Below are 20,529 nucleotides of genomic sequence, written 5' to 3' on the forward strand. Positions count from 1 at the left end.
AGGGGCGCACCCCGTGACCGCCTCCGTCGTGCGTACGCAAGGCGCGCCTCGCTCCGCGGCGAAAGGCGACCGGTCTCCTCGTGGGACCGGTCGCCGGCGCCGCCGGCTCCAGGCGTCGGGACTGCCCTGGATTCTTCCTGCGCTCGTCCTCGGCATCGGACTCATCTACTACTGCATCGGCTACACCGGCTATATCTCGCTCTTGAACTGGGACGGCCTGAGCCCGGAACCCGAGTGGGTCGCGCTGCACAACTACGTGCGGATCTTCCAGGACCCGGTGTTCTGGAAGGCCGTCTCGCACACGATCGTGTTCTTCATCGTCACGTTCGGCTTGCAGACAGTGCTCGGGCTCGTGTTCGCCGTGATGATGCACTCGAAGATCAAGCTCGGCGTTCTCTACAAGGTGATCGTCTTCGTTCCCGTCGTGCTCGCGCCAGCGATCACCGCGCCGGTGTTCCGGCAGCTCTTCGCGGCGAACGGCCAGTTCAACTGGCTGTTGGAACACATCGGCCTCGGCTTCCTGGCTCAGCCGTGGATCGGACAGGAGAGCACGGCGCTGCCGGTGATCATGGTGATCACGATCTGGCAGTGGACGGGCCTCACTTTCGTTCTCTATTTCGCGGCCATGAGTCAGATCGACCAGTCGATGATCGAGGCAGCGCGCATCGACGGTGCCGGCAACCTCCGAACGCTGATCAGCATCATCTGGCCCAGCGTGCGCGGCACAACGGTCGCGCTGGCCATCCTCAGCGCCATCGGCGCCCTGAAGACCTTCGACGTGCCATGGCTCGTGACCGTCGCGGGGCCGAACAACGCCACGCAGTTCCTCGGCACGTACATCTACCAGACAACGATTCAGCTCGCGCACGCGGGATACGGCGCCGCACTCTCGGTCATCCTGCTCATCGTCGCTCTCGGCATGGCGATCATCTTCCAGACCGCCGGGCGTGAGCGCAGCGAGAAGAGCACGATCAGGAAGGGCGCCCGCTGATGTTCGAAGTCAGGAGCTGGTGGGGCAAGGCACTGCTGCAGCTGGCGGCGACGGTTTTCGTTCTGCCGTTCCTGTTCCCGCTGATCGTCATGGTTCAGGGCTCGTTCGCCGGTGCCGGCTGGGGCAACTACTCCGCCGTGCTCGGCGTACCCGGATTCTTCCGATTCTTTCTGAACAGCGCCATCATCGCCATCGGAGTCATCGTGCTCGTCTACGCGGTCACGATGCTGGCGTCGTACGGGTTCGCCAAGCTGCACATCCGGGCGCGCGAGGTGTACTTCTGGATGCTCCTGGTCTGCCTCACCCTGCCCGAGGTCGTGTTGCTCACCCCGCTCTTCTCCACGGCGCAGCAGCTCGGCCTCTACAACACGTACCTGTCGGTCATCCTGCCCCTTGCCGCGTTGCAGGTGCCGTTCGCGGTTCTTCTCACCCGCAACTTCATCAACGGGCTGCCCGACGAGATGTTCGAGGCTGCTCGGGTCGACGGGGCCAACTCGTTCCGGGGATTCCTGTACCTCGTGATCCCGCTCACGCGTCCGATCGCGGCTGCAGTGCTCATCTTCACCCTCATCGGCGCCTGGAACGACTACCTCATGCCGCTCGTGTTCCTGCAGTCGCAGAACATGCAGACGATCACCCTGGTTCCGCAGTTCTTCGTCGGGGAGTTCAGCAACGACCAGACGAAGGTACTCGCATCGGCAGTGCTCACCGCCATTCCCGAGATCGTCGCCTACCTCTGCCTTCAGGGCTTGTTCGAGCGCGGCCTGTCGGCGGGAGCGATCAAGTAGCCCGACAGGGGCGGCGCCTCCACGCTGTCGCGCCGCTTACACCCCTTTCAACCCACATCAGAGAGGACGGCCTCGTGCCACTCATTCAGGTAGACCTCGCCCGCGAACTGTTCGACGCGTCGCACGACGCGATCGGCGCCGCGATCCACCAAGCGCAGATCGAGGCGCTCGGCATCCCCGCCGACGACCGGTTCCAGGTCTTCCGGCCGCACGGGCCCGAGGAGCTGAAATTCGACCCGACGTACAACGGCGTGGATCGCCGGTCGCTGCTGCTGATCCACGTGACGGCCGTTCACATGTATCCGGTCGCCACGAAGCAAGCGTTCTTCCGCGCGGTGGTCGAGAAGCTCGAGCCTCTCGGCATCCGTCGTGAAGACGTGCTCATCTGCCTCGCCGAGAACGGCTTCGAGGACTGGTGGGCCGGGCGCTGATCGCTTCGCGGTCCTTCGTTCGGCTCGTCCCGCATCTTCCAGAGAGGAAACCACTGTGCTCCAGCACGACAACGCACCGCTGAGCGTGCTCTTCATCGGCGGAACCGGCACCATCAGCGCCTCGTGCGTTCGACTGGCCGCGGCCACGGGCATGCGGGTCACCGTGTTGAATCGCGGTGCCAACCGAGCGCAGCGGGAGTTGCCGGCATCCGTCGAGCGCCTCGCCGCCGACGTGACCGACGAACACGCTGTCGCCTCCGCGATCGGCGAGCGCCGGTTCGACTCGGTCGTCAACTTTCTGTCTTACGACGAGAACGACGTGCAGCGGATGCTTCGGCTCTTCTCCGGCCGGATCGGCCAGTACGTGCACATCAGCTCCGCCTCGATCTACTCGAAACCCGTGCGGCAGGTACCCATCACGGAGTCGACGCCGACGGGTCCGAACCCTCCGCTGCCCTACGCGACCGCCAAATGGCGGGCGGAAGGTGCCCTGTTCGACGCACATCGGGCATCCGGGTTCCCGGTGACCGTCGTGCGGCCCTCGCACACCTACGACGACCAGAACCCGCCGCTGCCGGGGGGCTGGGCGGTTTTCGATCGGCTCGCCAGGGGTGAGGAGGTGCCCGTACACGGCGATGGCACCTCGCTGTGGACCCTCACTCATGCCGAGGACTTCGCGCAGGGCCTCGTCGGCCTGCTGGGCAACTCGCGCACGATCGGCGAGGTGTTCAACATCACGGGCCACGACGTCTACACGTGGGATCAGATCTACGGCATCGTCGCGCGCGCGCTCGGCACGGAGCCCCGACTCGTCCACGTTCCGAGCGAGTTCTATCCCGTGATCGCGCCGGAATGGTTCTGGTCGGGCGAGATGGTCGGCGACCTCGGGCATTCGGCGGTCTTCGACACGACGAAGATCCGCCGCTTCGTGCCCGGGTATGCCCCCAAGCTCACGTTCGAAAGGTCTGTCGCACGCATGGTCGCCTGGCGCACCGAGCATCCGATGCTCGCACGCGGCGACGATGAGACGGATGCCGTGCTCGATCGTTTCGTCGCGGCCTATCATTCTGCGCGTACCGCTGTCGCGGAGCACGCCCCGGCCGCACAGCCGGCCGTGCCCCGCGAAGCAGCCGCAACCGACGCAGAGACTGCAGGGAGCCGCCGATGACGCTGAAGACGACGCCACTGGGCGCTGGCGGCGTGCAGGTCACCGAACTGTGCTTCGGGACGAGCCCGCTCGCGAGCATGGCCCGACTGTACGGCTACGACGTGGACGAGCGGCGAGCGGTCGACACGGTGCTGGCCGTGCTCGACAGCCCCATCCGCTTCATCGACACCTCGAACGGTTACGGCGAGGACGGCACGGCGGAGCGCAGGATCGGAGCGGCGATCCGGGAGTACGGCGGGCTCCCCCGCGATGTGGTCCTGGCCACGAAGATCGATCCCGACCCGGCGACCGGTGACTTCTCGGGCGCGAGGGTGCGGGCATCCTTGCACGAAAGCCTCGAACGTCTGGGCATCGACGCCGTGCCGTTGCTGCACCTGCACGATCCGGAGCGGATCGCTTTCGAGCAGGGCGTGGCAGACGACGGACCGGTGGCCGCACTCGCCGACCTCAAGCACGAAGGCGTCGTCGCGCAGATCGGTGTGGCGGGAGGCCCCGTCGAGGTTCTCGCACGGTATCTCGACACGGGGCTCTTCGACGTGGTCCTGAGCCACAACAGGCACACGTTGCTCGACCGTTCGGCGGACACACTCTTCCAAGCCGCTCGCGCACGTGGGATCGGCGTCCTCAACGCTGCACCCTTCGGCGGCGGGATGCTCGCCAAGGGACCGGCCGTGCAGCCCAAGTACGGCTACGGCGACCGCGACGACCGCATCGCCACCGCTGCGACGGCGATGCAGGATGCCTGTGCTCGCCATGGCGTGCCCCTCGCCGCCGCCGCGTTGCAGTTCTCCCTCCGCTCCCCACTCGTCGATTCGACCGTCGTCGGAATCTCGACGCCGGAGCGTGTCGAGCAGACGCTCGAGTACGCCGCGGTGGAGATCCCGCAGGAGCTGTGGGATGAGCTGGAGCAGCTCACGCCCGCACCCGAGCTCTGGCTGCACTGAAACCCCGGCTCCTCCGCTCGACGACCGATCCGCAGTGGCTGTCACGCGACCGTCGACCACGACCGTCCACGATTTCCGCTCTGCGACGAGTCCGCAAGGTACCAGCGGCACAGCCGGTTGCAGGGCCACCGACCTATGCTGAGCCCCATGCAGAGCGCTACCACCGCGCCTAGCGCGGCCACCACGCCGCGCGCCGCTGCACCACGCGGGCGCATCCTGTTCGCGATCGCTGCGGGGTGCGGAGTCGTGGCCGCGCTCGCCGCATGGGGCGTCGCGGAGGTGCTCGCGGTGTTCGTGGGCGCCGCATCCAGTCCGCTGTTCGCGGTCGGGTCGTGGGTCATCGACCTCACACCCGGATGGTTCAAAGACCTCGTCATCGGCCTGTTCGGCACCGGCGACAAGGTGTTCCTCTTCGTCTGCCTCGGCATTCTCGTCGTGGTGCTGGCGGGCCTCGCGGGCATCCTCGAGCTGATCAGGCGTCCGTTCGGGGTGCTTCTGCTTGGTCTCATCGGCCTCGTCGCCCTGATCGCCGTCATGACCCGAGCGGATGCCACCTACTGGTGGCTCCTTCCCACGGTCGCAGGCACGCTGGTCGGTGTCTACGTGCTGGTTCGTGCGGTCGATCGACTGCGCGAGTGGGCGGCCGCGTCCGAACCGTCGCGCGTGCCCAGCAGCGCTCCCGAGCGCACGCGCCGGTCGTTCCTTGCGTTCGGAATCGGCGTCGGCACCGTCGCGCTCGTCGCCGGCGTTGTCGCGCGCACGATCAACGCGGGAAGCGTGGCGATCGCCTCCGCTCGTTCGCTCGTGCACCTGCCGAAGCCGGTGATGCCTGCCCCGCCGGTGCCAGCGGGCGCCGACCTTCACCTCAGCGGACTCAGCCCCTACATCACCCCGAGCACCGACTTCTACCGCATCGACACCGCGCTGCAGGTGCCGGCTGTCGATCCGGACACGTGGAAGCTCACGATCGACGGCATGATCGGCAACCCGATCACGCTCTCGTTCTCGCAGCTGCTCGCGCTCCCTCTCGAGGAACACGCGATCACGCTGGCATGCGTCTCCAACGACGTCGGCGGCGACCTGGTCGGCAACGCGGTCTGGCTCGGGTATCCGGTGCGCAAGCTGCTGGCGCAGGCGAAGCCACGGGCATCCGCCGACATGGTGCTGTCGCGCAGCGTGGACGGATTCGCCGCGGGTACGCCGCTCAGCGTGCTCACCGACACCGGAACGGATGCCCTCATCGCGGTCGGCATGAACGGTTCGCCTCTACCGCTCGAGCACGGGTTCCCGGTGCGGATGGTCGTGCCCGGCCTGTACGGGTACGTCTCGGCGACGAAGTGGTTGAGCCGGCTCACGGTCACGCGCTTCGATCAGGCCCAGGGCTACTGGACCGACAAGGGCTGGTCGGCGAAGGGGCCGATCAAGACGGCATCGCGCATCGACCGCCCGCGGGACGGCGCCTCGATTCCGGCGGGGCGGTACGCCGTGGCGGGCGTCGCATGGGACCAGCACACGGGCATCCGTTCCGTCGAGGTGCGCGTCGACAACGGACCGTGGCAGCAGGCGCGGCTGGCCGACACCGTCTCGGCCGACACCTGGCGGCAGTGGGTGTGGGAGTGGGATGCAACACGCGGCAACCACCAGCTGCAGGTGCGGGCGACGAACGCGGACGGGTACACGCAGACATCCGAGGTGGCGCCGCCCGCACCGAACGGCGCCACCGGTTGGCACACCATCTCGGTGACGGTGCGGTAGGTGTTGGCGGTATCCCCGTTCGGGTCGCAGTTTCTGTCGGCATCGCCAGCACATGAGGACAGAAACTGCGACCTGAACGACGCGGTAAACAGTGCGAGAATGGCCCAGGAAACGTTTTCTCGAGCGACGATGGCACGACATCGAAGCGATGCGGATCACAAGGAGAAACCATGAGCGAAACGACGACGGAAGCCCCCGCGAGCGCAGACCTCGACGCTGCGATGGCCGGCGCAGTGGAGGCGGCGCCCGTTCTCGCGGCGTCGACACCTGCGGAGCGCGCGACGTGGTTGCGGGCGATCGCCGATGCTCTGGATGCCGATACCGCCACGCTCGTTCCGCTTGCGATGCGGGAGAGCCACCTCCTCGAGCAGCGACTCAAGGGCGAACTCGTGCGCACGACCTTCCAGTTGCGCCTGTTCGCCGAGCTGCTGGAACGCGGTGCGTACCTCGAGGCCACGATTGACCACGCTGACCCGGACTGGGGCATGGGCCCGCGTCCCGACCTGCGCCGCATGCTGCGCCCGCTCGGTCCGGCCGCGGTCTTCGCGGCGAGCAACTTCCCGTTCGCGTTCTCCGTGGCAGGTGGCGACACGGCGGCCGCGATCGCGGCAGGATGCCCGGTCATCGTCAAGGCGCATTCGGCTCACCCGGAGCTGTCGCACGCGGTCGCCGCGCACGTGAGTGCCGCGTTGAAGGCATCCGGTGCTCCCGAGGGCGCGTTCGCGCTGGTGGAAGGACGCCAGGTCGGCCGCGACCTCGTGCTGCATCCGGATCTCACCGTGGCGACCTTCACGGGTTCGCTGCACGGCGGACGCGCCCTGTTCGACCTCGCCGCGTCGCGGCCGACGCCGATCCCGTTCTACGGGGAGCTCGGCAGCGTGAACCCGGTCTTCGTCACTGCAGCGGCCGCAGCCGAACGAGCGGATGCGATCGCCACCGGATTCGCCGGCTCGATGACGCTCGGCGTCGGCCAGTTCTGCACGAAACCGGGCGTGCTGCTCGTGCCGCGCGACGCGGGGCTCGAGAACCTCGTCGTCGAGGCCGTGAAGACGACGTCGGGCGGCGAGATGCTCGATGCGAAGATCCGCGACGGATTCTTCGACAGCCTCGACCCGCTCGCCGGCCGCGACGACGTCGCCCTCCTCGTCGGCGACCCGAGTCACGCTGACGTGCCGACACCCACCGTGTACGGCACGGATGCCGCCACCCTGCTCGCCTACCCCACCGAGCTGCTCGAGGAGCACTTCGGTCCCGCTGCCCTGCTCGTGCGCTATGACTCACCGGCCGAGGCGCTGGCCGTCGCCGACGTGCTCGAGGGCCAGCTGACCGCGACGGTACAGGGCGCCGACGACGACGCGGATGCCGCAGCCCTCGTCGCGGCCCTCGCCGACAAGGCCGGCCGCGTGCTCTACAACGGCTGGCCCACCGGCGTCTCGGTGACGTACGCCCAGCAGCACGGCGGACCGTACCCGGCGACCACAGCGCCGCACTTCACGTCGGTCGGCACAGCATCCATCGCCCGGTTCCTGCGCCCCGTCGCGTACCAGGACGTGCCCGACGCCGCGCTGCCGCCCGCACTGCAGAACGACAACCCGTGGCACCTGCCGCGCACGGTGGACGGCGAATACACCCCTGCCTGAATTCGTTCACGTCGCGCAGCCGGCCCTTATGGCGCACCCTAAGGGGCCAGCTGCGCGACTTGAGCAGAAGGGCGTCCTACGGCGTGACGAAGCGGCCGTCTGCCGCATCCTGCGGCGCCTGCTCCTTCAGCTTGAAGTGCTGCTTCTTGCCGGTGGCGGTGTAGGGCAGCTCAGTGACGAAGGCGTACCTCCGCGGACGCTTGTAGTCGGCGAGCGCGACGCTCGCACGCAGGTACGCGTCCAGGTCGCGCGCAGCCTCTGAGGCATCCGTCAGCTTGCCCTCGCGCGGCTGCACATAGGCCACGACGAGCTCGCCCCACTCGGAATCGGGCAGTCCGACGACGATGGAATCGGCGACGCCCTCATGGCCGGCGAGCACCTCTTCGACCTGCACCGGATGCACGTTCTCGCCGCCCGAGATGATCATGTCGTCTTTGCGTCCGACGATGGTGACGATCTCGTCCTCGTTCCACGTGGCGAGGTCGCCCGGATACACCCAGCCGCCGCGGAACTTCTCCGCCTGCTCCTCCTCGTTGCCGAGGTAGGCGTATCCGCTCTTCGTCGAGCGCATGATCACCTCGCCGATCTCCTGGCCGTCCTTCTCGGCCTGCTCGTCGGGAGCGGCGATGCGGTCAGCGAACACCTTCACCACGGCGACGTCGTCGTCGAGGCAGGCGCGGCCTGCGGCGCCCGCGGCATCCGGCAGGTCGTCCGGGCGAAGGTAGGTGTTCCAGAACGCCTCGGTCGTGCCGTACCCGTTCGCGATGCGTGGCGTCAGCACGCGCTGGTAGCGCAGGGCGGCGGCCCGGTCGAGCGGGGCACCCATCGTGACGATGCCGTGCAGCGACGTGAGGTCGCGGGGCTGAGCCTCCTGGGCATCCGCGAGGCGTTCCAGGTTGGTGGGCGCGCCGATCACGTAGGTGAGCTTGTAGTGCTGGATGCCGTCCAGCACCACCTGCGGATCGAACCGCGGCAGGGTCACCACCTCGGCACCCACATAGAACGCCGTGTTCGGGCCTGCGCAGTAGTTGCCGCCGCGGTGGAACCAGGGCGACATGTTCATCGTCTTGTCCGTCGGCGCCAGCGGGAAGTGCATGATCACGTCGTGCGCGGTGAGCACCTCGTTGAGGCTCGTCAGCGGCACGGCCTTGGGCATGCCGGTGGTGCCGGAGGTGTAGAGGCGGGAGGTCTCGTCCCAGGTCGACGCGTCGGCGGGGGCGTGGAAGCTGGGTGCGGCATCCGCCAGCAGCTCCTCGAAGCGCACCGCGCCTGGCAGCAGCTCGCCATCGCCGACGCCGGCGAGGATGCGCGGTGCGTGCGACGACAGCTCGAGCGCGCTGCGCACGTTCGCCGTGTCGTCGATGTCGTACACGAACACGGTCGGGGTCTGCGCCGAGAGGATGTGCGCGGTCTCGGCCGGCGCGAGCCGGAAGTTCATCGGCGAGCTGACGGCACGCAGCCCCTGCGCCGCGATGTAGAGGAACGCGAACTCGGGCACGTTCATCAGCTGGTACGCGACGATGTCTCCCACGCCGACCCCACGGGAACGCAGGCCCTCGACCAGGCGCCCGGTCGTCTCGCCGAGCTGTTCGTAGGTCCAGGATCGGCCCGACTGCGGGTCTGTCAGGGCCGGCCGGTGCGCGTAGCGGTGGGTGTTGCGCTCGAACGCCGCCGCCCAGGTGAAGTGGTTCTCGAACACCCGGCGGAACTCGCTCGGGTCGTACTCGGTGTTGCGGGTGCTCGCGCCGGTGCCAGCACTCTGGCTCTTCGCGTCGTCCTGGCTCTTCGCGTCATCCTGGCCGACGAGGTCTTCTACCGTCATGGCAGCCTCTTCTCTACTCGGGTCGTCGTGCACCCCGTGACGCCTCTTCGCGCCGGGTGTGCACCGTTGAATCCGACCGTAGTACGGCGGTTGCCTCCGGTACCGGCGAATAGTTGGCGCTTCATGCCGCTATTCGGCGCTGCAACGGCAACACGGGTCCACAATCCGGCGTCGTACGCTGTAACGGCTATGCAGACCCCGGCAGCAGACATCCAGGTGGACGAAGCACTCGTGCGCGCGCTCCTGGCCGAGCAGCACCCGGACCTCCAGGGCGATCTCCGGCTCGTGTCGAACGGCTGGGACAACGCGATCTACCGCCTCGGCGACGACCTCGCCGTGCGCATCCCCAGGCGCAATGTGGCCGCTCACCTGCTCGAGCACGAGCAGCGGTGGCTCCCGGTGCTCGCGCCGCAGCTGACCGTGCCTGGCCCCGTGCCGGTGCGCGTCGGCGTGCCGAGTGCGCTGTTCCGCTGGCCGTGGAGCGTCGTGCGCTGGGTCGAGGGCATCGACGGGGCGGATGTCGCGGCATCCGACCGTACGTCCCTCGCGGTTCCGCTTGCCCGCTTCGTCGCCGCTCTGCACACGCCGGCGCCGCGCACGCCGGACGGGCTCTTGCACCCGGATGTTCCGCTCAACCCGGTGCGCGGCATCCCGCTCGCCTCGCGCGATCGCGTCTTGCGCGAGCGGTTCTGGGAGTTGCGGCGCCTATGGGACATCACCGCGCTCGGCGAGCTCTGGGACGAGTCGCTGGCCGCACCGCCCTGGCGTGGTGCGCCGATCTGGCTGCACGGCGACCTGCATCCGGGGAACCTGGTTCTGGATGTCCGCCCCGGCCACACCGCATCCCTCGCCGCCGTGCTCGACTTCGGCGACCTCACCGCAGGTGACCCCGCCACCGACCTCGCGGCGGCATGGCTCACGTTCCTGCCGGAGGCCCGCGCCGTGTTCCGCGCGGTGGTCGCCGATGGTTCGCATCCCGAGGCCGGCGCGACGGATGCCGCAACCTGGCTCCGCGCCCGCGGCTGGGCGCTCATCATGGGGACGGCGCTCGCGGTGTCGTCCGACGACAACCCGCGCATGCGCTCCCTCGCCACGCACGCGCTCGCCCAGCTGCTGGCGGAGTCCTACCAGCGCTGAACCTCGGCCACGGAGGATCGGTCGCCGCCATCCCCGTCGCGAGACTAGGCGTTTGCGCCGACACTGGGCGCAGTGCGCGTAGTGTCGGCGCAAACACCTAGCCTCACTGGACGGCTGGCCTCAGTGAACGGTTGGTCTCAGTGGACGGCTGGCCTCAGTGAACGGTTGGCCTCAGCGGACGGCTCGCGCGTTGTCGCGGCGAGATGACCGCGGATGCCCGCAGGTCAGGCGATCGAGCGGAACCCGCGCAAGCGCAGGCTGTTGCCCACCACGAACACGCTCGAGAATGCCATCGCGGCGCCCGCGAGCATCGGGTTCAGCAGGCCGAGTGCCGCGATCGGCACGGCAGCCGTGTTGTACGCGAACGCCCAGAACAGGTTCGACTTGATCGTGCCGAGGGTGGCGCGGGAGAGGCGGATCGCGTCGACCGCACCCCGCAGGTCGCCGCCGACGAGCGTGAGGTCGGACGCGGCGATCGCGGCATCCGTTCCCGTTCCCATCGCGATGCCGAGGTCGGCCTTCGCCAGCGCAGGCGCGTCGTTCACGCCGTCGCCGACCATCGCGACGGTCTTGCCGTCACGCTGCAGGCGGGCGACGACATCCACCTTGTCTTTGGGCAGCACGCCGGCGATGACCTCGTCGATGCCGACCTCGGACGCGATGTGCCGGGCGACGGCCTCGTTGTCTCCGGTGAGCAGGATCGGCGTGAGGCCGAGCCGCTTCATGCGCGCGACGGCGTCGGCGCTCGTCGGCTTCACGGTGTCGGCGACGACGAGGATGCCCCGTGCGGCGCCGTCCCACGCGACGGCGACCACGGTCCTGCCGTCGCGTTCGGCAAGGGCCAGCTGCTCCGCCAGCTCCGGCGTGAGCGGTGCCGCCCACTCCGCCAGCAGCGCCGCGTTTCCGACGAGCGCCGCGTGCCCGTCGACGACACCCTGCACGCCCTTGCCCGGCACGTTCACGAAGCCCTCCGGATGCTGGAGCTCGCTCGTCTCGCGCATCGCCGCGCTCGCGATCGCCCGCGCGATCGGATGCTCCGACGCGTTCTCCAGCGCGCCCGCGACTCGCAGCACCTCGCGGCGGTCCTCACCGGCGGCCGCGATCACGCCGACGAGCGCCATGCGGCCCGTCGTCACGGTGCCGGTCTTGTCCAGCACGACCGTGTCGACCTTGCGCGTCGACTCCAGCACCTCTGGTCCCTTGATCAAGATGCCCAGCTGCGCCCCGCGCCCCGTTCCCACCATCAGAGCGGTCGGAGTCGCGAGTCCGAGCGCACACGGACACGCCACCACGAGCACAGCCACCGCCGCGGTCAGAGCCGCGGCGACGGGGAAGCCCGCGAGCAGCCATCCCACCAGCGTGACGACCGCCACGCCGAGCACGATCGGCACGAAGATGCCCGAGGTGCGGTCGGCGAGCCGCTGCACCTGCGCCTTGCCGGCCTGGGCATCCTCGACCAGCTTCGCCATCTGCGCCAGCTGCGTGTCCGAGCCGACGCGCGTCGCGCGCACCACGAGCCGGCCGCTCGCGTTGACCGTCGCGCCGGTCACGGCGTCCCCCACGCCGACTTCGACCGGAACCGACTCGCCCGTGATCATCGAGACATCCACCGCGGATGCCCCGGAAACGACCACGCCGTCGGTGGCGATCTTCTCCCCCGGGCGCACGACGAACTCGTCGCCCACCCGCAACTCGCCGACCGGAACGGTCGTCTCGCGCCCATCGCGCAGCACCGTCACATCCTTGGCGCCGAGCTCGAGCAGCGAACGCAGCGCGGCGCCCGCCTGCCGCTTGGAGCGCTTCTCGAAGTAGCGGCCCGCCAGGATGAACGTCGTCACGCCCGCCGCGACCTCGAGGTAGATGTTCCCGGTTCCGTCGGTGCGCTGCAGGGTCAGCTCGAACGGATGCCGCATGCCCGGCATCCCTGCCGTCCCGAGGAACAGCGCGTACAGCGACCACAGGAACGCGGCCAGCGTGCCCATCGACACGAGGGTGTCCATGGTGGCGGCGCCGTGCCGGAGGTTGATCCAGGCGGCGCGGTGGAACGGCCACGCGCCCCACACCACCACCGGCGCCGCCAGCGCGAGGGATGCCCACTGCCAATAGGTGAACTGCAGCGCCGGGATCATCGCCATCGCGATGACGGGAACCGACAGCACCGCAGAGGCGATGAGCCGATTCCGCAGCGACAGGAGCTCGGGGTCGGAGCCGTCCCGATCGGATGCCCGTGCTTCGGTCTCCGCCCGCGGCGGCTCCGGGGCGTGCACCCGGGCCGAGTACCCGGCCTTCTCGACCTCGGCGATCAGTGCCTCGGCATCGACGTTCGCGGGGGCGGTCACGCTCGCGCGTTCCGTCGCGTAGTTCACGGTCGCCGTCACGCCGTCGAGCTTGTTGAGCTTGCGCTCGATGCGGTTCGCGCACGACGCGCACGTCATCCCGCCGATCTCGAGCTCGACGTTCGGCCGGGCATCGGCGGATGTCAGTGGCACGGTCACCTGCGTCTCCCTTCGGCGCTTTCTCTCATTCAGGTCGCACTTTCTGTCGGGCTCACCGATCGCGTGCGACAGAAACTGCGACCTGAACGTTGCGGCTCTGACGACCGAGCCCCGCTCAGCGGCGGACCGCGGTGTAGCCGGCCTCGCGCACGGCGTTCAGCACGGCGTCGTCATCGATCGTGGCGCTCGAGGTCACCACGAGGCGCCCGTCCTGGGCGCTGACCCGGATGTCTTCAACACCCGGAATCTCGCTCACCTCTTCGCGCACCGACAACTCGCAGTGCTCGCACGTCATTCCCGTCACGTCGTACTCGGCGGTCGTCATTCGAAGTCCTCTCGTTCTCGATAGCCCAACTATACCCCTAGGGGGTATCAGCGTTCAAGTCGCTCAGATGGCCCTTGCGAGCGTCCACAGGGGTCATCTGCGCGACCTGATCGGCGCTGGGAAAGCGATCGTGACACCCTGGAGCACGTGCGCCCGTTCCTGCTGCTCGCGACCCGCTTCGACGATCACCTCGCCGACGCAGAGTACGCCGCGTTCCGCGACTTCGCGGGCCTGCAGGAGGGCGAGCTGACGCGCATCCGCCTGGAGCAGCATCCGATGCCGGAGCTCGACCTCGATGAATACTCCGGCGTCTTCGTGGGCGGCAGCCCGTTCAACGCGAGCGATCCGCGGAGCGACAAGTCCGTAGTGCAGCTCCGCGTGGAGGCGGAGATGTCGAGCCTGCTCGACCGCATCCTCGAGCGAGACTTCCCCTTCTTCGGCGCCTGCTACGGCGTCGGCACGCTGGGCGTGCACCGAGGCGGCGTGATCGATCGCACCTACGGCGAACCCGTCGACGCGGTGGAGGTGCGGCTCACGGAGGCGGGCGTGCGCGATCCGCTTTTCACGGGCATCCCACCGGCATTCCGCGCATGGGTGGGGCACAAGGAGGCGGTCACCCGACTGCCTGCGGACGCCACGCTGCTCGCCGCCGGCGACGCTTGCCCGGTGCAGGCATTCCGGGTGAAGACGAACCTGTACGCCACGCAGTTCCACCCCGAGCTGACCGCCGACGACATCGTTGATCGCGTGCGCACCTACCGTTTCGAGGGCTACTTCGAGCCGCATGAGCTGGATGCGACGGAGCAGACGATCCGATCGGCGCCGCCCGTCACGTGGCCGGCTCGGCTCCTGCGCACCTTCGTCGACCGCTACGCCCGCTGACCGCCTCCGGCGCGCGGACCTCGGAAGCGGCCATCCGTTTTCAGCACGGCCAAAACTGTGTCAAATATGTCGCTGAGGACCGCTGCCCAACATGGACGCATGCCCGACTACTCAGCACAGATCGAATTCGTCGCCCACGATTTCGCCGGGGCGGAGTTCCGGATGCTCCGGCGCCAGCTCGTCCCCTTGCTGGAGGAATCCGACGGGGTGACCAGCGTGCGCACCGACCGCGCCGCGCGCTCCATCAGTGCCGATGTCGCCGTGCGTGCGCCTAGTTCGTCGACCGCATCGGCCAAGGTCGGCTCGCTTGCACGAGCGTTGCAGGCGCAGACTCGCAAGGTGCGCAGCGAGCGGATCGCGGTGCGCGTCGAAGTCGCGCACCCCGACTGACAGCACCGCATCGTCGCTTCGTCCACGAAGCTGCGGTTCGGGTCGCCATGGCGCATCAGGCTTTCGCAAATCAACCCCCAAATGGGGGCCACGATATGGAGTACATTGGTATTCATATCCTCTGGATGTGGCACCAGGCACTCCCAGCAGGCATCCCCAGGAGGGGAGGCCAACGGTGCGTTTCCCAGAGGGGTGAAAGGGAATCCTGGCGGCCGAGTGTTCGGGTCACTTCGCCGCCAGGATTCCCGCTTTTCATTCGGCCCGCCTCACCCTTGACGGCTCTGCCGCCGAGACGTACGGTCCGACCATGCCAGCACCCACCACCGCCGTGCGTTCCGCCGACGGCACCGAGATCGCCTACGAGCTGCACGGCGACGGGCCGGGCGTCATCCTGATCGACGGAGCGATGTGCTTCCGCGACTCCGGCCCGATGCGCCCGCTCTGCACTCAGCTCGACGAGGACTTCACCGTGCTCCTCTACGACCGGCGTGGCCGCGGCCGAAGCGGCGACACGGAGCCGTACGCGGTCGAGCGTGAGCTGGAGGATCTGGATGCGCTGCTCGACGCTCTTCTCGACTCCACCGGCACCACGTGCGGGTCGCCGGCGCTGGTCGGCATCTCGTCCGGCGGCGCGCTGGCACTCTGGGCTGCGTCCCGGCTCGGCAACCGCATCCGCGCCGTCGCCGTCTACGAGCCGCCGTTCATGCCGGAACCCCTCGCCGCAGCCGGGGGCGAGTACAGCGCCGCCCTCACTCGAGCTCTTGCCGACGGGGACCGCGACACGGCCGTGGAACTGTTCCTTCGCCGCGTCGGGATGCCCGAGCAGGCCCTGGCGGGCACGCGCCAGTCGCCTGCGTGGCCTGGCATGACGGCCATTGCGCCGACGCTCGCGTACGACGACGCAGTCCTTGGTGACGGCCGCGTGCCGTCGGAGTTGGTGGCATCCATCGTCGTGCCGGTGCTCGCGCTCGCCGGCGACGCCGGACCGCACATGATGCAGCACGGCGCCCGCGAGGTCGCCGAGTGCGCACGCGGCGGAGAGTTCGACGTTCTTCCCGGACAGCGACACGACGCGGATGCCGGTGTGCTGGCCGCGCGTCTCCGGACGTTCCTGAGGCCCTGATCGCTGCAGATCCGCACATTTGCCATCCCGGCAAATTTGCAGCGCCAGTAAACTTGCACAGTCTGCACGATCGGCGTATTCTTGCACCGCCTGCAAGAAATTGCCCGCCAACGTCGGCGCCCGGCGCCGGCTGACGGTGACGAGCGCGACGCGTCCCGAATCACTCGTCACTCGAAGGGCCGGCATGTCCACCGCTACTGCTCCTGTACGAACCTCACCGGGTTCGGCATCGGGATCGAAGCCGATCATGACGCATCGGCAGATCCTCCTCGTCATCTACGGCCTCATGGCCGGCATGTTCCTCTCCTCGCTCGATCAGACCATCGTCGGCACCGCCATCCGCACGATCGGCGACGACCTGCACGGCCTCGAGCAACAGGCCTGGGTCACCACGGCCTACCTGATCACCTCGACCATCTCGGTGCCGATCTACGGCAAGCTGTCGGATGTCTTCGGCAGGCGCCCGCTGTTCATCTTCGGCATCGTCGTCTTCGTTCTCGGCTCACTGCTGTCGTCGTTCTCGACCTCGATGCTGATGCTGGCCGCGTTCCGCGCGTTCCAGGGCATCGGCGCCGGCGCGATGATGGCGCTGCCCCTGGCGATCATGGGCGACATCCTCGCCCCCCGCGAACGAGCCAAGTACCAGGGCTACTTCTTCGCCGTGTTCGGCATCTCGAGCGTGATCGGCCCGCTCGTCGGCGGAATCTTCGCCGGCACCGGCCAGATCCTCTGGATCACCGGATGGCGCTGGGTGTTCCTCATCAACGTTCCGATCGGCATCATCGCGCTGCTCATGGTGATCGCGTTCCTGCACCTGCCCAAGGTGGGCAGCCGCGCCAAGCCGCGCGTCGACTGGTGGGGTGCGACCGCCGTCATCGTGGCGCTCGTTCCCCTGCTCCTCGTCGCCGAACAGGGTCGCGAATGGGGCTGGACCTCGGCGGGCTCACTCGCCTGCTACATCGTGGGCGCGGTCGGGATCGCCTCGTTCATCGTGATCGAGGGACTCATGAAGGATGACGCGATCATCCCGCTCAAGCTGTTCCGTTCCGGAACCTTCTCGATGGCCACGGTCATCGGCGTGTTCGTCGGTTTCGGCATGTTCGGTGCCATGATGACCATTCCGCTCTACCTGCAGATCGTCACCGGGCTGAGCCCGACAGCATCCGGGTTCGCAATGATCCCGATGGTGATCGGCCTCATAATCGCGTCGCTGGGCTCCGGCCAGCTTGTGGCACGAACGGGCAAGTACCGCATCTTCCCGGTGACCGGAACACTGTTCACCGCCATCGGGTTCGTGGTGCTGACGTTCCTCAAGTACGACAGCCCGCTCTGGTTCCTCATGCTCGGCACGTTCGTGATCGGTCTCGGCCTCGGTCAGCTGATGCAGTCGCTGGTGCTCGCCAGCCAGAACGCCGTGAAGGCCACAGACATGGGTGTGGCCAGCAGTGCCGCAACGTTCTTCCGCCAGATCGGTGGAACGCTGGGCACGGCCATCATGCTCTCCGTGCTGTTCTCCGCGCTGCCGGCCAACATCGTGCACGCCACGGCCGACAAGCCGACCCTGACCGCCGCGCTCGACGCCGCGCTGAACCCGCAGGTCGCGAACGCCGCCGGCAACAAGGCGATCATGAAGCAGCTGTGGACGCCCATCGTCGACCCGATCAAGTCGAACGTGCAGAAGGGGCTGGACCAGGCATCCCTTGCCGCGAAGACCGCCGCAGACAAGGCTGTCACCGACCAGGTGAGCGCTGCGGTGGATGCGCAGGTCGCCGCAGGCGCCCTTCCCAAGGCCGCGGCCCCCGCCGTGATACAGCAACAGGTTGCCGCCGCGACCCCGGCCGCGGAGAGCGCGGCCCTGACGGCGGTCGCCAAGAAGGCGTACGCCACGGTGGTCGACGGGCGCGTCGCGGTGAACTGGTCGAACTCGAACCAGCGCACGCACTGGGTGGACCAGCTCACGCCGACGCTGGAGAAACAGCTGACGAAGGCAGGCTCCAGGGCCTCCGCCGCGTCGAACACGTCGACCAGCGACACGTCGTTCCTGAACGGCGCCGACAGCCGGCTGAGCAAGCCGTTCATGGTCGGGTTCACGCAGGCCGTCGTCTTGGTCTACTGGGTCGGCTTCGGCGTGATCCTGCTGGCGTTCATCCTCAGCTGGTTCTTCAGGGTGCCGCCGCTCCGCCAGACGTCGGCGCTGCAGGAGCAGGCGGATGCCGCGGGCATGACCGAGACCGGCTCGATCAGGCTGCAGAGCGCCTGAGCAAGCACTGCCCGCCCGGGACGGCCGCGATCCGGCCGTCCCGGGCCGCGACAGAGCAGAATGGAAACACCATGAGCATCGCGCAAGAGCCCGCCCCCGACACGCTGCGAGAGCGCAAGAAGCAGCAGACGAGGCAGGCCATCCACGAGGCAGCGCTCGACCTCGTCGACCGGAACGGCCTCGACGGCACGACCATCGAGCAGATCTGCCAGCACGCCGATGTCTCGCCGCGCACGTTCTTCAACTACTACCCGTCAAAGGCCGCAGCGGCGCTCGGCCTTCCAGAGACGGCGATCTCCGACGCGGTGGTCGCCCAGTTCCGCGCAGCGACCGGCGACCTCGTGCCCGCGCTGTGCCACCTGGTCGGCGAGCCGGCCGACGCGCGCCTCGACCACCGGCGCATGAAGCAGGTCATCAAGCACCGGCCCGAGCTCGTCCCCGCCTTCAGCCAGTGGATGGCCACCGTGCGCGAGCAGTTCGTGCAGCTCGCGGAGGAACGCGCCCCGTCGCACGAGGTGGCCGTCGCCGCGGTCACTCTGGTGATGGCCGCGTTCGGACTCGTCATGCACGACCATTCGCAGAAGGATGCGCCGGCCGTCGAGCGCCTGCAGCAGGCCGTCGACAAGATCGTCGCGGTGCGCTACGCCGAGATGACGCAGCCGAAGTAGCGCGCTCCTCCCGTACCCCGCGGCACCGGTCAGCGCTGCACGGCGAACGACTCCCCCGGCCGCACGGCGCGCAGCTGGTAGGCGCCGTCGAAGCCCAGCGCGCGGGTGATCCAGCGCGGCGAGACGGTGCGGGCATCCGTGTCGAAGGCGAGCCTGAGCCGATGCGGCGTGTCGATGAACGCGACGTCGACAAGCACAACGCCATCGGACGAGCGGATGCCACCGCGCACCGCCACCGGGACCTCGAGCGTTCCGGAGTCGGAGCCCTCGGTCATCACCCAGCCGCCGTCGCCGACGCGTCCGCCGACCGTACCGGAGGGCGTTCCTGAGGTGCGGCGCGGACCCACGGCCTGAACCCATCCGTCGGCGCCATCGGCCGCCTCCGCGTTCCCCGATTCCGGGGTGCCGGCATCCGCAGCCGCATCGCTCTCCCGCAGCGTCACCCGCCAGTCGTCGCCGTCGCGTTCCAGCGTCACGGCTGCAAGCGCCTCGTACTCCTCGCGCGACGTCGCATCGTCCGTGCGGCGGTACTCACCGGCCACGGAGGCGTCCAGTCGCGTCAGCGAGCCGAGCGACTCATCGAAGCCGATGCTCAGCCGGTTGTCGTGCAGTGCGTCCCCGCCACCGGGCTGCGGCGAAAGCGGCGCATCGCGGAACGCGGGCAGCAGGTGCTTCCACACCCGGTTCAGCACGTCTTGCATGTCGACCGTCTGCGACGTGATCGCCACGACGGCGTCCTGTTCGGGCAGAACGATGCAGTACTGACCGAACGCTCCGTCGCCCCGGAAGCCGTGCCGTGCCATCCAGAACTGGAAGCCGTACCCCTGCTCCCAGTCGGAGTCCGCCTTCGTCAGCCCGCCCGGCGCCGCGTTGTCCACGTGCTTGCTCGTCGCCTCGCGCACCCACGACTCCGGCAGCAGTCGCCGGCCGTTCCACACGCCGCCGCTCAGGTACAGCTGCCCGAGCTTCGCGACCGACTCGGGGGTGGCGAACAGCCCCGAGAAGCCGAGCTCGACATCCACCGGCTCCTGCTGCCACCCCACGGGAGCGATGCCCAGCGGCTCGAGCAGACGCGTGCGAAGGTACTCGCTGAGTCGCATCCCCGAGCCGCGCTGGATGATCGCGCCGAGCGTGTAGGTCGCCAGCTGGTTGTAGGTGAAGACGCTGCCCGGCTCACGCTCGGGCGGTGCTGCCAGGAAGGCCTTGATCGGATGCTCCGCGTCGATCGCGAAGGCCAGGATCATGTCGTTCAGGTGCCCGGTGGCCATCGACGCCAGGTGCCGCACGAGGATGCCGCGGCTCGCCGGCGCCACATTGTCCGCGTACTCAGGAAAGTAGTCTGCCGCCGGCTTGTCGAGGTCGAGCAGCCCCTCTGCGACCGCGAATCCGGCCGCGGTCGTGGTGAAGCTCTTGCTCAGCGAATACACGAGCTGAGGGCGCTCGAGCGCGTACGGCTCCCACTGGGCCGACGCGACCACCGCGCCGTGACGCACCACGACGAGCGCATGCGGGTCCATCCCCGGATCGCTGTCGAGATCCTCGATGAGGGCACGGATGCCTGCCGGGTCCACGCCCTCGGCCTCGGCGCTGCTGCGGCGCCAGCCGCGCTCGGCATCCATCGTTGCGCTGTCGGGATGCTCAGCATCCGCGATCGTGTCGGAGAGGTGTGCTGGGTTCGTGCTCACGTGCATCCTTCGCTTCGTCGTCGGG

The 20,529-nt window shown here is 68.5% G+C and carries 17 protein-coding genes; 13 read left to right on the top strand and 4 right to left on the bottom strand.

Translation table 11 applies throughout. The features are described from left to right. Positions 1 to 13 precede the first annotated feature (13 nt). The 7 genes from ACYVII_RS06845 to ACYVII_RS06875 all read left to right on the top strand — a co-directional run bounded on the left by ACYVII_RS06845 (position 14) and on the right by ACYVII_RS06875 (position 7,717). Positions 14 to 991: a carbohydrate ABC transporter permease gene (locus ACYVII_RS06845; protein WP_460533026.1), complete on the top strand. Its 978-nt coding sequence runs from the start codon at positions 14 to 16 to the stop codon at positions 989 to 991. Beyond that, a complete protein-coding gene (locus ACYVII_RS06850) occupies positions 991 to 1,779 on the top strand; it encodes a carbohydrate ABC transporter permease (protein ID WP_460533029.1) in 789 nt (262 codons plus the stop codon). The genes ACYVII_RS06845 and ACYVII_RS06850 overlap by 1 nt, the downstream gene beginning before the upstream one ends. A gap of 74 nt (positions 1,780 to 1,853) precedes the next feature. After that, positions 1,854 to 2,210, top strand: a complete 357-nt coding sequence (locus ACYVII_RS06855; protein WP_460533032.1) for a tautomerase family protein — start codon at positions 1,854 to 1,856, stop codon at positions 2,208 to 2,210. A 55-nt stretch (positions 2,211 to 2,265) separates the two neighbouring features. After that, on the top strand, positions 2,266 to 3,378 hold the full coding sequence (locus ACYVII_RS06860; RefSeq protein ID WP_460533035.1) for a Rossmann-fold NAD(P)-binding domain-containing protein: 1,113 nt from the start codon (positions 2,266 to 2,268) through the stop codon (positions 3,376 to 3,378). After that, positions 3,375 to 4,322: an aldo/keto reductase gene (locus ACYVII_RS06865; RefSeq protein ID WP_460533038.1), complete on the top strand. Its 948-nt coding sequence runs from the start codon at positions 3,375 to 3,377 to the stop codon at positions 4,320 to 4,322. Before ACYVII_RS06860 ends, ACYVII_RS06865 begins: the two co-directional genes overlap by 4 nt. A 147-nt stretch (positions 4,323 to 4,469) precedes the next feature. Continuing rightward, the gene (locus tag ACYVII_RS06870) at positions 4,470 to 6,077 is read left to right on the top strand and encodes a molybdopterin-dependent oxidoreductase (RefSeq protein ID WP_460533041.1); all 1,608 of its coding nucleotides are present in this window, start codon (positions 4,470 to 4,472) and stop codon (positions 6,075 to 6,077) included. Positions 6,078 to 6,247: 170 nt separating this feature from the next. After that, on the top strand, positions 6,248 to 7,717 hold the full coding sequence (locus ACYVII_RS06875; protein WP_460533044.1) for an aldehyde dehydrogenase (NADP(+)): 1,470 nt from the start codon (positions 6,248 to 6,250) through the stop codon (positions 7,715 to 7,717). A gap of 76 nt (positions 7,718 to 7,793) precedes the next feature. Here ACYVII_RS06875 and ACYVII_RS06880 read toward each other — a convergent pair whose 3' ends face one another. Beyond that, positions 7,794 to 9,539 (bottom strand): class I adenylate-forming enzyme family protein, encoded by a 1,746-nt coding sequence (locus tag ACYVII_RS06880; RefSeq protein ID WP_460533047.1) that lies wholly within the window; start codon positions 9,537 to 9,539, stop codon positions 7,794 to 7,796. A gap of 189 nt (positions 9,540 to 9,728) precedes the next feature. Here ACYVII_RS06880 and ACYVII_RS06885 point away from each other — a divergent pair, with 189 nt between their 5' ends. Next, entirely contained in the window at positions 9,729 to 10,676 is a 948-nt protein-coding gene (locus ACYVII_RS06885; RefSeq protein ID WP_460533050.1) for an aminoglycoside phosphotransferase family protein, read from the top strand. Between the two features lie 224 nt (positions 10,677 to 10,900). Here the strand turns inward: ACYVII_RS06885 and ACYVII_RS06890 are convergent, their stop codons facing one another. Together ACYVII_RS06890 and ACYVII_RS06895 are read right to left on the bottom strand one after the other, a co-directional pair. Further along, complete coding sequence (locus ACYVII_RS06890; RefSeq protein WP_460533507.1) at positions 10,901 to 13,111, bottom strand: heavy metal translocating P-type ATPase; 2,211 nt, start codon at positions 13,109 to 13,111, stop codon at positions 10,901 to 10,903. Positions 13,112 to 13,286: 175 nt separating this feature from the next. Further along, positions 13,287 to 13,496 (bottom strand): heavy-metal-associated domain-containing protein, encoded by a 210-nt coding sequence (locus ACYVII_RS06895; protein ID WP_460533053.1) that lies wholly within the window; start codon positions 13,494 to 13,496, stop codon positions 13,287 to 13,289. 147 nt (positions 13,497 to 13,643) lie between these two features. On the opposite strand from ACYVII_RS06895, the gene ACYVII_RS06900 reads away from it, so the two are divergent. The 5 genes from ACYVII_RS06900 (at position 13,644) to ACYVII_RS06920 (ending at position 18,819) form a co-directional block, all read left to right on the top strand. Beyond that, positions 13,644 to 14,378, top strand: coding sequence for a glutamine amidotransferase (locus tag ACYVII_RS06900; protein ID WP_460533056.1), 735 nt, complete (start codon positions 13,644 to 13,646; stop codon positions 14,376 to 14,378). Positions 14,379 to 14,477: 99 nt separating this feature from the next. Beyond that, complete coding sequence (locus tag ACYVII_RS06905; protein ID WP_460533059.1) at positions 14,478 to 14,768, top strand: hypothetical protein; 291 nt, start codon at positions 14,478 to 14,480, stop codon at positions 14,766 to 14,768. Between the two features lie 307 nt (positions 14,769 to 15,075). Further along, complete coding sequence (locus tag ACYVII_RS06910; protein WP_460533062.1) at positions 15,076 to 15,891, top strand: alpha/beta fold hydrolase; 816 nt, start codon at positions 15,076 to 15,078, stop codon at positions 15,889 to 15,891. A gap of 247 nt (positions 15,892 to 16,138) precedes the next feature. Beyond that, entirely contained in the window at positions 16,139 to 18,151 is a 2,013-nt protein-coding gene (locus ACYVII_RS06915) for an MDR family MFS transporter (RefSeq protein WP_460533065.1), read from the top strand. 71 nt (positions 18,152 to 18,222) lie between these two features. Beyond that, positions 18,223 to 18,819: a TetR/AcrR family transcriptional regulator gene (locus ACYVII_RS06920; RefSeq protein WP_460533068.1), complete on the top strand. Its 597-nt coding sequence runs from the start codon at positions 18,223 to 18,225 to the stop codon at positions 18,817 to 18,819. Between the two features lie 29 nt (positions 18,820 to 18,848). Here the strand turns inward: ACYVII_RS06920 and ACYVII_RS06925 are convergent, their stop codons facing one another. Further along, positions 18,849 to 20,504 carry a serine hydrolase domain-containing protein gene (locus tag ACYVII_RS06925; RefSeq protein WP_460533071.1) on the bottom strand — a complete coding sequence of 552 codons (1,656 nt, stop codon included), beginning with the start codon at positions 20,502 to 20,504 and terminating at the stop codon, positions 18,849 to 18,851. Positions 20,505 to 20,529: the final 25 nt, after the last annotated feature.

The organism is Humibacter ginsengiterrae (genome assembly GCF_054780115.1).

What these genes read in the sequence shown, in the direction of transcription:
- ACYVII_RS06905 (WP_460533059.1), top strand. Translation starts at nt 14,478, where the DNA reads ATGCCCGACTACTCAGCACAGATCGAATTCGTCGCCCACGATTTCGCC.
- ACYVII_RS06880 (WP_460533047.1), bottom strand. Translation starts at nt 9,539, where the DNA reads ATGACGGTAGAAGACCTCGTCGGCCAGGATGACGCGAAGAGCCAGGAC.
- ACYVII_RS06920 (WP_460533068.1), top strand. Translation starts at nt 18,223, where the DNA reads ATGAGCATCGCGCAAGAGCCCGCCCCCGACACGCTGCGAGAGCGCAAG.
- ACYVII_RS06895 (WP_460533053.1), bottom strand. Translation starts at nt 13,496, where the DNA reads ATGACGACCGCCGAGTACGACGTGACGGGAATGACGTGCGAGCACTGC.
- ACYVII_RS06870 (WP_460533041.1), top strand. Translation starts at nt 4,470, where the DNA reads ATGCAGAGCGCTACCACCGCGCCTAGCGCGGCCACCACGCCGCGCGCC.
- ACYVII_RS06875 (WP_460533044.1), top strand. Translation starts at nt 6,248, where the DNA reads ATGAGCGAAACGACGACGGAAGCCCCCGCGAGCGCAGACCTCGACGCT.
- ACYVII_RS06910 (WP_460533062.1), top strand. Translation starts at nt 15,076, where the DNA reads ATGCCAGCACCCACCACCGCCGTGCGTTCCGCCGACGGCACCGAGATC.
- ACYVII_RS06915 (WP_460533065.1), top strand. Translation starts at nt 16,139, where the DNA reads ATGACGCATCGGCAGATCCTCCTCGTCATCTACGGCCTCATGGCCGGC.
- ACYVII_RS06850 (WP_460533029.1), top strand. Translation starts at nt 991, where the DNA reads ATGTTCGAAGTCAGGAGCTGGTGGGGCAAGGCACTGCTGCAGCTGGCG.
- ACYVII_RS06865 (WP_460533038.1), top strand. Translation starts at nt 3,375, where the DNA reads ATGACGCTGAAGACGACGCCACTGGGCGCTGGCGGCGTGCAGGTCACC.
- ACYVII_RS06890 (WP_460533507.1), bottom strand. Translation starts at nt 13,111, where the DNA reads ATGACGTGCGCGTCGTGCGCGAACCGCATCGAGCGCAAGCTCAACAAG.
- ACYVII_RS06885 (WP_460533050.1), top strand. Translation starts at nt 9,729, where the DNA reads ATGCAGACCCCGGCAGCAGACATCCAGGTGGACGAAGCACTCGTGCGC.